This window comes from Massilia sp. DWR3-1-1, assembly GCF_049898325.1.
Taxonomy (GTDB): Bacteria; Pseudomonadota; Gammaproteobacteria; order Burkholderiales; family Burkholderiaceae_D; genus JAFCUW01.
The window spans coordinates 24,846-37,700 of the sequence record NZ_JAFCXL010000030.1 but is presented as its reverse complement, the minus strand read 5'-3'; the positions used below and the strand labels follow the sequence as shown (position 1 = coordinate 37,700).

Genomic DNA, 12,855 nt, shown 5'->3' with positions numbered 1-12,855 from the left:
TGATACAAGCGCCGAAACGAGGGGTCGGACCCGGCGCTCGCCTCGAACCCATCGCGGGGTGGGCTTGGATGGTGCGTGCTTACGCTAATGGGCTTTCACGGTAACGGTGAAAGCGCCTTATTTTTTGTCGAGCTTATCGCAGACGGTGCATGCGATGCCGCGCTTCATGTTGCGATAACGCGTCCCGATGAACAGGGCAGATGCGAGGACGGCCCAGCCCAGGGCCGACGGCCAGGCGCGCGCCAGGGTCTCGCCGCGCATCAGCAGATCGACGACGAGCAACAGTGCGAACATCGAGGACACGGCAATCAGATACTGGGCGATCCAGTGCGACAGTGTTGGCATGGTGTTGGTCCTGAAAAGTGTGCAGGAAGTGGCGCATGCAGCGCGCCACCGCGCTGGTGAAGTTTGAATAAACCTTAGCGCAGGGGCGCGATAAATTGCCCGATGGTCTGCGCCAGTTCGGCCGGCTGGTCGAACATCACGAAGTGGCGCGCGGGCGCGATCGTCGTCACCGTCAGGGTGGGCGTGCCGGCCATCAGCGAGGTGTAGTAGTCCTTGACCATCTCGCGCGTCAGGCCGCGCTGCACGGCGTCGGCCTCGAAGAACGGCGCGATCAACAAGACCGGCACGCCGATCTTCGGCAGGCCGGCGCGCAGGTCCTGCTCAAGCACCTCGCCCATGGTGTCGAGCACGGCCCGCGGATCGCTGCGCGCGGAGAGCTTGGCCAGTTCGTCGGCCATCGGCAGGTCGAGTACGCCCATGCCGCGCATGTACTGGCGCTGGCTGGCGGCGAAGGCGGCCGGTTCCAGGCCTGCGCCGCCCATGCGCGCCTTGATGGCGGCCGCCATCGGGCCGCGCATGGCGGGCGGGGTCTGCTCCGAACCGGGCATCACCGGCAGGCCGTCGATGGCCACCACGGCGCGCAGCAGGGCCGAATCGGTTTCGGCCAGCGCGATTGCCAGCGCCGCGCCCACACTGTGGCCGACGATGACGGGGCGCGACAGCGCACGGGTGACGATCAGCTGGCGCAGCGCCGCGCGCGCCTGTCCGAGGACGGGGCCGGTGACGGCGGCGCGGCCGTCGAAGCCGGGCAGGGTGACGACGTAGATGGTGTGCTCACCCTTGTCGCGGCGCACGAAATCCTGCCAGGCCCAGGCCCCGCTGGCCAGGCCCGGCACCAGGATCATCGGCACACCGCCGCTGCCGTGGCGCTCCACCGCCAGCACGCCTACCTCGAAGCGTTCGGCCGGGGTGATGCTGGCCGCGAAACGGTTGGCCGGGACGGCGCCCGCTTCGGCGCCAAGGGCGGGCAGGGCGGGCACGGCAACAGCGAAGGCGAGGGCGAGGGTCAATACAAGCGGTTTCATGCGGACTCCTGGTCAGGTTGGAAAATCTCTTCGATGGTTTTGTCGAACAGCCGGGCGATCGAAAACGCCAGCGGCAAACTGGGGTCGTAGCGGCCCGTCTCGAGGGCGTTGATGGTCTGGCGCGAGACATCGAGCAGGTCGGCCAGGTGGGCCTGGCTCCAGCCCTGGTCGGCGCGCAACTGGCGGATGATGTTGTGCATGGGGGCCTAGCGCTCGCGCAGGCCGCGCACCGCACCCACCAGGCCCCACGAAGCGCCCATCACGATCCACACGGAGAACATCGATACCTTGGGAAAGCCGGCCGTCTCCAGGAAACCATACGTAAATGTGACGGCGCCCGTGATCGCCATGGCGATCGAGAACGATTCGAGCATGCGCAGGCGCTGGTACTCGTCGATGCGGGCGACGTGGCGGATGATGGCGCGGATCATCAGGCCGAAGCCGATCATGGGCGACACCAGCAGCACCGTGCGCAGGACGCCCTCATCCATCGGCCGCGCCAGCCGGATGGCACCCACCAGCAGTACGATGTAGACCGTGATCGACAGCCCCATCTCGCGCAGGTAGACGCCACCGTTGCGTTTTTCCTTTAATCCCTGTTTCATGTTACGCTCCTGGTAATGTAAAGTGTGCTTTACATGTTAGCAGGGCGCTTGCCGATGTCAAGTAAGCTTTACATCTTATTTTTGTCTGGCGCTTGCACTACAATGCGCCCCATGATTTCTTCCCCCATTTCTACGGTTGCCTCGGTCGCCATCATCGGCGGCGGCCCCGCCGGCCTGATGGCGGCCGAGGTGCTGGCCCAGGCCGGCGTCAGCGTCGACCTGTACGACGCCATGCCCACGGTGGGCCGCAAGTTCCTGTTGGCCGGCAAGGGCGGCATGAACATCACCCATGCCGAAGAGGGCGCGGCCTTCCGGGCCCGCTACGGCGCGCGCGAGAGCGAAGTGGCGCAGTGGCTGGCGCAGTTCGACGGCCCGGCGGTGCGCGGTTGGATCGAGGATCTGGGCATTGCCACCTTTGTCGGCAGCTCGGGCCGGGTGTTCCCGGCCGATATGAAGGCGGCGCCGCTGCTGCGCGCCTGGCTGCATCGCCTGCGCGAGTGCGGCGTGCGCTTTCACATGCGTCACCGCTGCGTGGGCTTCGCGCCGGCGGCGCTGCGCTTTGACACGCCCGGCGGCGAAGTGACGGCGCGCGCCGACGCGGTGATCCTGGCGCTGGGCGGCGGCAGCTGGGCGCGGCTCGGTTCGACGGGCGCCTGGGTGGCGCCCCTGCGCGCGCTGGGCGTCGAGGTGGCGGACCTGCGGCCGTCGAACTGCGGCTTCGAGGTCGACTGGAGCGATTATTTCAAACAACGCCATGCGGGCGCGCCCCTGCTCACGGTGGCCGTCGCCACCGACCAGGCGCCCGCCCGCAAGGGCCAGTTCGTCATCACCGCGCACGGCGTCGAGGGCAGCCTGATCTACGCCCTGTCGGCGCCCCTGCGCGAGCAGATCGCGCGCGAGGGCAGCGCCACCATCTGGCTCGACCTGGCGCCCGATTTTTCCGCCGACAAGGTGCGCCAGGAAGTGGCGCACCCGCGCGGCTCGCGCTCGCTGTCGAGCCACCTGCAAAGCCGGCTGGGATTGAAAGGGGTGAAAGCGGCGCTGCTGCACGAATGCCTGGACAAGGCGCAATACCAAGACGTCGACACGCTGGCCGCCGCCATCAAGCGCCTGCCGGTGGTGCTGCGGCGCGCGCGGCCCCTCGATGAAGCCATCAGCAGCGCCGGCGGCGTGCGCTTCGAGGCGCTCGACGGGCAATCGATGCTACGCGCGCTGCCCGGCGTGTTCGCCTGCGGCGAGATGGTCGATTGGGAGGCGCCCACCGGCGGCTACCTGCTCACCGCCTGCTTCGCCAGCGGACGGGCGGCGGCGCGGGGCGCGCTCGACTGGCTTGGGGCCAGGTAAGCGCGCACTGCGCCCGCTTAATTTTTGTAGCTGACCTCGCCCGAGCCATTGACCGTCACGCTGCGCTCGGTGGGATTGCCGTAGACGACGATGTCGCCGCTGCCGCGCACGGTGGCGTCGAGGCGCTTGCCGGCGTTGACCACCGCGTTGCCCGAGCCCATCAGATTGAGTTCGACCACGTCGGCGCTCAGGTGGCGGGCGTTCAGGTCGCCCGATCCGGCCAGCACCGCGTGCAGTTCGCTGGCCGAGCCCACCACCGTCATATTGCCCGAGCCTTCGACGGTGGCGTCGACCTTGGCGCTGGTGCCGCCGTTCATTTCCACTTCGCCGCTGCCGCGCACGCTGGCGTCGACCTGGCGGTAGCGGCCGTTGAACTTGACGCTGCCGGTGCCTTCCATGTGCACGGCGATGGCGTCGCCGGAGAAGCCGTTGACGGTGCTGTCGCCGCTGCCGCGCACGCGCAGTTCGCGCAGCGCCGGCAGCACCAGCACCACCTGCAGCGGCAGGCGGTGGTGCAGCAGCATGCCGGTGGTGCCGATATGGAGCACGCCGTCGCCGTCGCTGCTGGTGTCGATATTGCCCAGCAGGCGCTGCTCGCCCTTCACCTGCAGCGAGGGCGTGGCGCCCTGGCGCAAGGTCAGGTCGATGGGGCCATCGAGCTCGATTTCGGCGATGTCGGCGCCCACCGTCCGGGTTTCGCTCTCGACCTGACGGGCGCCGGCCGACACGGGGCTGCTCACGCCCTTGGTCTTGAGCATATTGTAGGACAGGCCGATCAGGACAAAGGCCAGCAACAACAGGCTCAGTCCGACTTTCAACAAGGTGCGCATGGCGACTCCGGGTCAGCTGCCCTTGAGCAGGGAAAAGTTCATCTGGATGTAGCGCTTCAATCCCACCAGCGTGTATTTGCTGGCCACCAGGCTCAGTAAAAACAGCAGGATCGCGCCCACCACCATCACCAGGCCGAAGGCGGTCTGGGTGGTGCGCGAGCCGGCGTCGACGTCGGTGGTGATGCGCAGGACGCGGTCGGCGACGGCCTCGGCGCGTCGCAACACCTGGCCCTGGCGGGCCCGGTCGGCGCCATCGGCGAGCGCTTCGGCACTGTCTGTCGTGTCGGCGACAGCGCCCGCTCCGCGCCGGGCGCTGTCGTCGGTGATGCGGATGCCGTATTCGCCGATCGAGATATGGGTCTGCTTGCCCCGTTCGCTGGCGTTGCTGTCGTCGGAGAACACGATGCCGAACGGCTGGTCGAGCACCAGTTCATTGGCGCCGGCCAGGCCGCTGGCGGTGATGGCGATGCCGGTGATGTAGATGCCCAGCGCCGTCGTATACAGCGCCAGCAGCAGCGACAAAAACACCGCCGCCGGCACCACCATGAGCAGATTGAAGATGGCCAGGCCCAGGCCGGCCACCACCATGCGCAGGAAGTTGGCGGGGTTGCGCTGTTGTTCGAAGGCCGCCATGTGGGCGCTGGCGCGCAGGGTCATAGCGATTTTTTTCGGGTCGTCCAGTTCGGCCGCCACCGCCTGCTCGCTGCGGCCGGCGGTGACGCCGTCGACGAAGCGCTGCTCGTAATAGGCCAGCGTTTTCGCTTGCACGGCCGGCGCCAGGCCGGTCATGGCGCGCTTTAGCGCGTCGAGATAGTCGAGTTTGCCCATGGGGTTCTCCTTAAGTGGCGCTGCGGCCGCTCACAGCAGCGCAGGGGAGAGCATCTGGCCTTGCCGGACGATCAGCAGGGTGGCCGCGGCGCTGAGGGCGAGCACGGAGAAGGCGAACAGGAGATGGCGCTTGAACATGGTGGGTCACTGCAATGGAGGATGTCGATGCTGCTACTGTAGTGACGGCGCCGGCCGCAGGCCAGCGCCGTGCGACAGGCTGCACGATTGGCGGCGCAGGCGGGCGCAGGGCGCGACAGGGGCGCCTGACAATCTCACGCGGGTCCGCCCAGCAGGCGCGCGGCCGCCACGCCGCTGCGCACCGCCCCTTCCAGCGTGGCGGGATAGGCGCCCACCGTGTAGTCGCCCGCCAGCACCAGGCCGGCCAGGCCGCTGGCGTTGGCGGGGCGCGCCAGCGCCGGCGTGCAGGCAAAGGTGGCGCGCTTGTCGGTGATGACCTGGTGCCAGCGGGGCGTGGCCAGCGCCGCCAGGCCGAAAGCGGCCGCCAGTTGCGCTGCCAGCAAGCGGGCAAGTGCGGCCTGGTCGAGCGTGGCGGCCAGCCCTGCCGCGCTGATCACCACCGCCAGCAGGCCCGCCTGGGCGCCATCGAGCTGGCCGCGGTCGAACACGAACTGGCCGTGGCGGCCCGTGGCGGCGTCGTCGCGCAGGGCGCAAAACGGCAGCGGCAGGCGCAGCGCCGCGTCGTATTGCAGGTAGCAGGTGGTGATGGCTTCGTACTCGAAGGCATCGAGGATGGCGCACAGGGGCGCCAGCGGCAGTGCGCCCAGCAGTTTTGATGCCGCCGGCGGCGGCACCGCCAGCACCACGCCATCGAAGCGTTCGCTGCCGAACGCGGTGCTATCGACCTGCCAGGCGCCCGCGCCCTGCGCGAGCGCGGTCACGGCGGCGCCGGTGCGCAGCACGCCGCCGTGCGCGGCCAGGTGGCGCGCGGCCGCCTGCGGAAACAGCGCCGTCAGGTCGACCCGGGGCAGCAGCATGTTCGAGGCCGCCCGCGACGCGCCCAGGCTGTCGCGCAGCACGGCCAGGAACACCTGCGCCGAGGCCCGTTCGGGTGCGGTGTTGAGCGCGGCCAGGCACAGGGGCCGCCACATCAGGGCGGTCAGGCGCGCCGTCTGGTCGAAGCGCTCGAGCAGTTCGGCCACGCTGCAATCGTGGTGCAAGGTCCAGTCCATCCAGCGCGCGCTGGTGGAAAAGCGCGCCAGCGACAGCTTGTCGGCCCTTGCCAGCCCCTTGGCGCGCAGCAGCGCCAGCGCCAGGTGGAACGGCGCGGGCAGGGGCGCGGCGACGAAGTCCATGCCGGCGTCGAGGCCCGGGTCGAGGCCAGGGTCGAGGCCCGGGTCGAGGCCATTGACCACGCCCCGGTTGACGCCCGCCCGCGGGTAGCGCATCTGCAGGGGCATGGTGAGGAAGGCGTCGGCGCGCCGCACGCCCACCCGCTTGAGCATCGCCAGCGTGCTGCTGTAGGCGCCCAGCAGGATGTGCTGGCCGTTGTCGAGCGTGAGCCCGTGCAGCGGCAGCGCGCGCGCCCGTCCGCCCAGGCTGCGCGCGGCCTCGAACAGGCTGACCTGGTGGCCGGCGCTGGCCAGTTCGACGGCGGCGGCGCAACCGGCCCAGCCGCCGCCGATCACGGCCAGGCGCCGCGCCACGCTGCCCCCGCGCTTCATGCGCGCGCCACGTCCCGCTTAAGCGCGTACATAGGTTTTCCACGCCAGCCACAGCTTGCGCAGGGGCGTGAGCGAAATGCGCTGGGTCAGCACGTGGTAGTTGTCGCGTTCGATTTCGACCAGCACCGCGCGGTAGATCGCCGCCATCATCAGGCCCGGACGCTGGGCGCGCCGGTCGGCCTGCGGCAGCAGCGCGTAGGCTTCGTCGTAGGTGGCGTGCGCGCGCGCTGCCTGGAACGCCATGAGCTGTTCGAACTTGTCGCTGTGGCGGGCGTTGAGCAGGTCGGCCGCGGTCACGCCGAACTGCTGCAATTCGCTGATCGGCAGGTAGATGCGGCCCTTGCGGGCGTCTTCACCCACGTCGCGGATGATATTGGTGAGCTGGAAAGCCAGGCCCAGCTTCTCGGCGTAGGCCAGGGTGCGGGGATCGGTGACGCCGAAAATGCTGGCCGAGAGGATGCCCACCACGCTGGCCACGTGCCAGCAGTACGATTTCAGGGCCGGGTAATCGAGATAGCGCGACTGGTTCAGGTCCATCTCCATGCCGTCGATGATGGCCTGCAGGTGTGCTTGCTGAAGGTCGTAGACGGCCAGGTGCGGCTGCAGTGCCAGCATCACGGGATGGGTGGGCACGCCGTCGGCGCGGTACATGGCCGCCACCTCGGTGCGCCACCAGGCCAGCTTGATGCGGGCGATCGACTCGTCGGTGGTCTCGTCGACGGTGTCATCGACTTCGCGGCAAAACGCGTACAGCGCGGTAATGGCCCGGCGCCGCTCGGACGGCAGGAACAGGAAGCTGTAATAAAAGCTGGAGCCGCTCTGGACGGTTTTTTGTTGGCAGTATTCGTCGGGGGACATGGGCAGGACGGTGATGGAATGAAGGAATCGAGGTGACGGTGGGCCGGGCGGCAAGATGCTCAGCCGCTATTCTATAGGGCCGGGCCGGGCAGCGGGGCGGCGCATCGTCAGGCCGCGCCAGCCGATCACGCTCCAGTCGCGCGCGCGCAGCACGGGACGGCGGGTAAACACGTCGTAGTCGGCCTGCTCGATGCGCTCGAGAATGCGCAGGCCCCCTTGCACCACCAGTCGCAACTCCCAGCCGATGCGCCCGGGCAGGCGGCACGCCAGCGGCGCGCCAGCATGCATCAAGGCGCGCGCACGCGCCACTTCGAAGGCCATCAACTGGCGCCAGGCGGCGTCGGCCTGCCAGTGGGCCAGTTGCGCCGGGTCGACGCCAAAGCGGCGCGCATCGTCGAGCGGTAGATAGATCCGGCCTTTTTCGCGGTCGATGGCGACGTCCTGCAGAAAATTGATCAGTTGCAGGGCCGAGCAGATGGCGTCGGACTCGACCAGCCTGGCGGGCGTGGCCTGGCCATACAGGGCCAGCATCAGGCGCCCGACCGGGTTGGCCGAACGGCGGCAGTAGTCGAGCAGGGCGGGGAAATCGGCATACGACTTGACGACGATGTCCTGCTCGAATGCGGACAGCAGGTCGTGAAACGGCGCCAGCGGCAAGGCGTACTGTTTGACGACGCCGGCCAGGCGCACCAGCAAGGCCAGCGCCGGCGCCTCGCCGCGGCCGATGCGATCGAGCCCCTGGCGGTACACGGCCAGCTGGGCCAGGCGCTCGGCCGGGCTGGCATCGCCCTCGTCGGCGATGTCGTCGGCGCTGCGGGCGAAGGCGTAGATCGCTTCGACCGCGGGCACCAGGCGGCGCGGCAGCAGGATTGACGCGACAGGGAAGTTTTCGTAGTGATCGACGGCCATATTGTGACTGCGAGAGGGCGCAGAGTGCAGATGGGTTAACTAAAAATGGCAAAATATAATTACAATGGGGAAACCCGCTGCGCACGCTTGATCCGGGCCTGCAACAGCATCGTCAAATTCCGGCATGTTGACAGCACCTTGACCGCATCACCATTGCAGAGCGCATCTTAAAGGAAAATATCGTGCCCGCCCTGAAAGCTTTTCGCTTGCCGACCCTTGTGCTTGTTGCCATGACGCTGCTGTTGTGTGCCTGTTCGAAACCGGCCGACAAGACCGAGGACATCCGCCCGGTGCGCACCATGGTGCTCTCGGCCAACAGTGTCGACGTCAGCGCCGAGTATTCCGGCGATGTTCGTCCCCGCATCGAATCTAAACTAGGCTTCCAGGTGGGCGGCAAGATTACCGCGCGCCGGGTCGACGTGGGCGCGTCCGTCAAGCGGGGCCAGGTGCTGATGCAACTCGATCCGCAAGACTTGCGGCTGGGCCAGGAACAAGCCTCGGCCAGCCTGCGCGCCGCCGAAACCAGTCGTGACCTGGCCAAGGCCGATGCCAAGCGCTACCAGGAACTGCGGGTGAAGAATTTTGTCAGCCAGGCGGTGATCGACGCCAAGATGGCCGCCTTCATGGCCGCCCAGGCCAATGTCGACGCCGCCCAGGCCGGCTACCGGGGGCAGGCCAACCAGGCCGGCTATGCCACCCTGGTGGCCGATGCCGACGGCGTCGTCACGGCCGTCGATGCCGAGGTGGGCCAGGTGGTCGCGCCCGGCGTGCCGGTGGTGAAAGTGGCGCGCGCCGGCGAAAAGGAAATCGTCATCGGCGTGCCCGAAGACAAGGTCGAGCAATTGCGCAAAATCGAGGATGTCAGCGTGCGCCTGTGGGCCACGCCCGGCGTCGTCATTCCCGGCAAAGTGCGCGAAGTGGCGCCGGTGGCCGACCCGGCCACCCGTACTTACCAGTTCAAGGTGGCCATTCCCACCGCCGAGCCCGACGTCAAGCTGGGGCAGACGGCGCAAGTGCTGTTTTCCGCCAGTTCGGCCACGCCCCGCATCAGCGTGCCCCTGTCGGCCCTGAACCAGGAACGCAACGTCACTTCCGTGTGGGTGGTGCAGAACAATGTCGTCAAGCTCGTGCCCGTCACCATCGGCGGCGTGGCCGGCAATGATGTCTTGCTCATCGCCGGCGTCAGTCCCGGCCAGACGGTGGTCACGGCCGGCGCCAACCTGCTCAAGAACGGCCAGAAAGTGCGCCTGCTGGCGGACCCGCTGGCGCCGCCGGCAGCGGCAGCGGCGCCAGGTGGGGCGCCCAAATGAAGGGCTTTAACCTGTCGCGCTGGGCGCTGGAGCATATCCCGCTGACGCGCTACCTGATCGCCGCCCTGCTGATCGGCGGCCTGGTCAGCTACGGCAAGCTGGGCCAGGATGAGGACCCGCCGTTCACGTTTCGCAACATGGTGGTGTCGGCCAAGTGGCCCGGCGCCACCGCCGTGCAGATGGCCGAGCAGGTCACGGACAAGCTCGAGCGCAAGCTGCAGGAAACGCCGTACATCGACAAGATCAAGAGCTATTCGAAGCCAGGCGAAACGCTGATCATCCTGCAGTTGCGCGAGTCGACCCCGCCGCGCGAGACGGCCGCGTCCTGGTACCAGGTGCGCAAAAAACTGGGCGATATCGCCTCGACCTTGCCGCCAGGGGTGCGCGGACCGTTCTTCAACGATGAATTCGGCGACACCTACGGCTCCATCGTCGCGCTCTCCGGCGACGGCTTTACCTATGCGGAAGTAAAAGTCTACGCCGACCTGGTGCGCCAGCAGTTGCTGCGGGTGCCGCTGGTGGCCAAGGTCGAGCAGTTCGGCGTGCAGGAAGAAAAGCTCAATATCACGGTATCTCGCAGCAAGTTTGCCCAATTGGGTTTGCCGTTCGACAGCATCGTCAGCCAGATCAACGCCCAGAACGCCGTCGAATCGACGGGCATCCTCGTCACGCCCACCGACAACCTGCAAGTGCGCGTGACGGGGGCGCTGGCGACCATCGAGCACCTCGAAGCGCTCAAGCTCAGCAGCGGCAGCGGCAGCGGCGCCACCAGCGTGCGCCTGGGCGACATCGCCACCATCAGCCGCGATTACGTCGACCCGCCGCAGGACAAGATGCGCTTTAATGGCCACGAGGTGATCGGCCTGGGCCTGTCGATGGAGAAGGGCGGCAATATCATCGAGATGGGCCGGGGACTCGAGGCCACCCTGGCGCAGATCCGCAAGGAGCTGCCGGTGGGCATCGAACTGCACCAGGTGTCGAACCAGCCCCGCGCCGTCACCGAGTCCGTCAGCGAATTCATCCACACCCTGATCGAGGCGGTGCTGATCGTGCTGGCCGTTAGTTTTGTCGCGCTGGGCCTGCACACGAAGCCGTTCCGCCTGGACGTGCGGCCCGGCCTGGTGGTGGCGCTGACCATCCCGCTCGTGCTGGCGATCACCTTCCTGTTCATGAACGTGTTTTCCATCGACCTGCACAAGATTTCGCTGGGCGCCCTGATCATCGCCCTGGGCCTGCTGGTGGACGACGCCATCATCGCGGTGGAAATGATGGTGAGAAAGATGGAGGAGGGCATGTCGCGCTTCGACGCCGCCACCTTTGCCTACACCTCCACGGCCATTCCCATGCTGACGGGCACCCTGATCACGGCGGCGGGCTTCCTGCCCATCGGCCTGGCCAGGTCGGCCGCCGGCGAGTACACCTTCACCATGTTTTCGGTCAACACCATCGCCCTGCTGGTGTCCTGGGTGGCCGCCGTCATGTTCACGCCGTATATCGGCTTTCTGCTGCTCAAGGTCAAGCCGCACGCGCCGGGCGAGACAGGCCATGATGTCTTCAACACCCCGTGGTTCCAGCGCTTTCGCCGCCTGGTCGACTGGTGCGTGGAATGGCGCAAGCTGACCATCGCCGTCACCCTGGGCGTGGTGGGGCTGGGCGTGTTCGGCTTTAATTTTATTGAAAAGCAGTTTTTCCCCGATTCCAGCCGGCGCGAGCTGATGGTGGAGATGTGGTCGCCCGAGGGCACCACCTTCGTCGCCAATGAAGCCCAGGCCAGGAAATTCGAGGCGTTCATCCGCGCCCAGCCCGGGGTCGAGAGCGTCACCAGCTATGTCGGCACGGGCAGCCCCCGCTTCTATCTGCCGCTCGACCAGATTTTTCCGCAGACGAATGTGTCGCAGATCGTCGTCCTGCCGCGCGACCTGGCCACCCGCGAAGTGCTGCGCAAGAAAATCATCGAGGCCTTCAAGAATGGCTTTCCCGAAGTGCGGGGGCGGGTCAAGCTGCTGCCGAACGGACCGCCGGTGCCGTATCCCGTGCAATTTCTGGTGGCGGGCCCGGAAATCGCCACCGCGCGCAAGCTGGCCGATGCCGTCAAGGATGTGCTGCGCGCCAATCCGAACGCCATCGGCGTCAATGACAACTGGAACGAATCGATCAAGGTGCTGCGCCTGGACGTCGACCAGGACAAGTTGCGGGTGCTGGGCATCAGCTCGCAGGCGGTGGCACGCACTGCCAATACGATCCTGTCGGGCACCGCCATCGGCCAGTTCCGCGAAGGCAACAAGCTCATCGACATTGTCCTGCGCCAGCCCGTCGAAGAGCGCGCCACCATGTCGGTGCTCAACGATTCGACCTTTCCCACCACTGGCGGCAAAAACGTGACCCTGTCGCAGATTGCCCGTGCCCGTTTCGTGTGGGAGCCGGGGGTGGTGTGGCGCGAGGGCCGCGAGTGGGCCATCACGGTGCAGTCGGACGTCGTCGACGGCGTCCAGGGGCCGACCGTGTCGGGCCAGGTGATGGAGCGGCTGGCGCCCCTGATCGCCGGCCTGCCGCCGGGTTACTCGATCCGCCAGGCCGGCACCGCCGCCGACTCGAAGGCGGCCGAGGCCTCGATCGCCGCCAACGTGCCGCTGGTACTGTTTATTGTGTTTACCTTGTTGATGCTGCAACTGCACAGCTTTTCGCGGGCGCTGATGGTGTTTCTGACGGGGCCGCTGGGGGTGGCCGGCGCCGCCATGGCCCTGCTGATCCTGCACCGGCCGTTCGGCTTCGTGGCCAACCTGGGCGTCATCGCCCTGTTCGGCATGGTGATCCGCAATTCCGTCATCCTGGTCGATCAGATCGAGCACGACATCGCCGGCGGGGCGGCGCCGTGGGACGCCATCGTCGAATCGGCGGTGCGGCGCTGCCGGCCCATCATCCTGACGGCGGCAGCGGCAGCGCTGGCCATGATACCCCTGTCGCGCTCGGTGTTCTGGGGGCCGATGGCGGTGGCGATCATGGGCGGACTGGTGGTGGCGACTGCCTTGACGCTGTTATTTTTGCCGGCGCTCTACGCGGCCTGGTTCCGGGTGAAAAGGCCGGCGCCGAAAATTTAATAGTCAGCGACTCGCACCCTC

12 protein-coding genes are annotated in these 12,855 nt (G+C 67.4%); 3 read left to right on the top strand and 9 right to left on the bottom strand.

The window, feature by feature from the left end:
- Positions 1–117: 117 nt before the first annotated feature.
- From ACP7EY_RS22125 to ACP7EY_RS22110, 4 genes are all read right to left on the bottom strand, one after another.
- Positions 118–345, bottom strand: coding sequence for a hypothetical protein (locus ACP7EY_RS22125; RefSeq protein WP_426197437.1), 228 nt, complete (start codon positions 343–345; stop codon positions 118–120).
- Positions 346–419: 74 nt separating this feature from the next.
- On the bottom strand, positions 420–1,370 hold the full coding sequence (locus ACP7EY_RS22120; RefSeq protein ID WP_426197436.1) for an alpha/beta fold hydrolase: 951 nt from the start codon (positions 1,368–1,370) through the stop codon (positions 420–422).
- Positions 1,367–1,570, bottom strand: coding sequence for a helix-turn-helix transcriptional regulator (locus ACP7EY_RS22115; RefSeq protein WP_426197435.1), 204 nt, complete (start codon positions 1,568–1,570; stop codon positions 1,367–1,369). Before ACP7EY_RS22115 ends, ACP7EY_RS22120 begins: the two co-directional genes overlap by 4 nt.
- Positions 1,571–1,576: 6 nt before the next feature.
- Entirely contained in the window at positions 1,577–1,975 is a 399-nt protein-coding gene (locus tag ACP7EY_RS22110; protein WP_426197434.1) for a hypothetical protein, read from the bottom strand.
- 111 nt (positions 1,976–2,086) lie between these two features.
- Here ACP7EY_RS22110 and ACP7EY_RS22105 point away from each other — a divergent pair, with 111 nt between their 5' ends.
- Positions 2,087–3,319 (top strand): TIGR03862 family flavoprotein, encoded by a 1,233-nt coding sequence (locus ACP7EY_RS22105; RefSeq protein ID WP_426197433.1) that lies wholly within the window; start codon positions 2,087–2,089, stop codon positions 3,317–3,319.
- 17 nt (positions 3,320–3,336) lie between these two features.
- Here ACP7EY_RS22105 and ACP7EY_RS22100 read toward each other — a convergent pair whose 3' ends face one another.
- The 5 genes from ACP7EY_RS22100 to hpnC form a co-directional block, all read right to left on the bottom strand.
- Positions 3,337–4,149: a head GIN domain-containing protein gene (locus tag ACP7EY_RS22100; RefSeq protein ID WP_426197432.1), complete on the bottom strand. Its 813-nt coding sequence runs from the start codon at positions 4,147–4,149 to the stop codon at positions 3,337–3,339.
- Positions 4,150–4,161: 12 nt separating this feature from the next.
- Positions 4,162–4,977, bottom strand: coding sequence for a DUF1700 domain-containing protein (locus ACP7EY_RS22095; RefSeq protein WP_426197431.1), 816 nt, complete (start codon positions 4,975–4,977; stop codon positions 4,162–4,164).
- Positions 4,978–5,249: 272 nt separating this feature from the next.
- Entirely contained in the window at positions 5,250–6,659 is a 1,410-nt protein-coding gene (gene hpnE, locus ACP7EY_RS22090; RefSeq protein ID WP_426197430.1) for a hydroxysqualene dehydroxylase HpnE, read from the bottom strand.
- Positions 6,660–6,677: 18 nt separating this feature from the next.
- A complete protein-coding gene (hpnD, locus tag ACP7EY_RS22085; RefSeq protein WP_426197429.1) occupies positions 6,678–7,517 on the bottom strand; it encodes a presqualene diphosphate synthase HpnD in 840 nt (279 codons plus the stop codon).
- A gap of 66 nt (positions 7,518–7,583) precedes the next feature.
- The gene (gene hpnC, locus ACP7EY_RS22080; protein WP_426197428.1) at positions 7,584–8,426 is read right to left on the bottom strand and encodes a squalene synthase HpnC; all 843 of its coding nucleotides are present in this window, start codon (positions 8,424–8,426) and stop codon (positions 7,584–7,586) included.
- Positions 8,427–8,608: 182 nt separating this feature from the next.
- Here hpnC and ACP7EY_RS22075 point away from each other — a divergent pair, with 182 nt between their 5' ends.
- Together ACP7EY_RS22075 and ACP7EY_RS22070 are read left to right on the top strand one after the other, a co-directional pair.
- On the top strand, positions 8,609–9,736 hold the full coding sequence (locus tag ACP7EY_RS22075) for an efflux RND transporter periplasmic adaptor subunit (protein WP_426197427.1): 1,128 nt from the start codon (positions 8,609–8,611) through the stop codon (positions 9,734–9,736).
- A complete protein-coding gene (locus ACP7EY_RS22070) occupies positions 9,733–12,834 on the top strand; it encodes an efflux RND transporter permease subunit (RefSeq protein ID WP_426197426.1) in 3,102 nt (1,033 codons plus the stop codon). The genes ACP7EY_RS22075 and ACP7EY_RS22070 overlap by 4 nt, the downstream gene beginning before the upstream one ends.
- Positions 12,835–12,855: the final 21 nt, after the last annotated feature.

Bases quoted from the DNA above. Each gene is read 5' to 3' on its own strand.
- ACP7EY_RS22125 (WP_426197437.1), bottom strand. From the start codon at position 345: ATGCCAACACTGTCGCACTGGATCGCCCAGTATCTGATTGCCGTGTCC.
- ACP7EY_RS22120 (WP_426197436.1), bottom strand. From the start codon at position 1,370: ATGAAACCGCTTGTATTGACCCTCGCCCTCGCCTTCGCTGTTGCCGTG.
- ACP7EY_RS22115 (WP_426197435.1), bottom strand. From the start codon at position 1,570: ATGCACAACATCATCCGCCAGTTGCGCGCCGACCAGGGCTGGAGCCAG.
- ACP7EY_RS22110 (WP_426197434.1), bottom strand. From the start codon at position 1,975: ATGAAACAGGGATTAAAGGAAAAACGCAACGGTGGCGTCTACCTGCGC.
- ACP7EY_RS22105 (WP_426197433.1), top strand. From the start codon at position 2,087: ATGATTTCTTCCCCCATTTCTACGGTTGCCTCGGTCGCCATCATCGGC.
- ACP7EY_RS22100 (WP_426197432.1), bottom strand. From the start codon at position 4,149: ATGCGCACCTTGTTGAAAGTCGGACTGAGCCTGTTGTTGCTGGCCTTT.
- ACP7EY_RS22095 (WP_426197431.1), bottom strand. From the start codon at position 4,977: ATGGGCAAACTCGACTATCTCGACGCGCTAAAGCGCGCCATGACCGGC.
- hpnE (WP_426197430.1), bottom strand. From the start codon at position 6,659: ATGAAGCGCGGGGGCAGCGTGGCGCGGCGCCTGGCCGTGATCGGCGGC.
- hpnD (WP_426197429.1), bottom strand. From the start codon at position 7,517: ATGTCCCCCGACGAATACTGCCAACAAAAAACCGTCCAGAGCGGCTCC.
- hpnC (WP_426197428.1), bottom strand. From the start codon at position 8,426: ATGGCCGTCGATCACTACGAAAACTTCCCTGTCGCGTCAATCCTGCTG.
- ACP7EY_RS22070 (WP_426197426.1), top strand. From the start codon at position 9,733: ATGAAGGGCTTTAACCTGTCGCGCTGGGCGCTGGAGCATATCCCGCTG.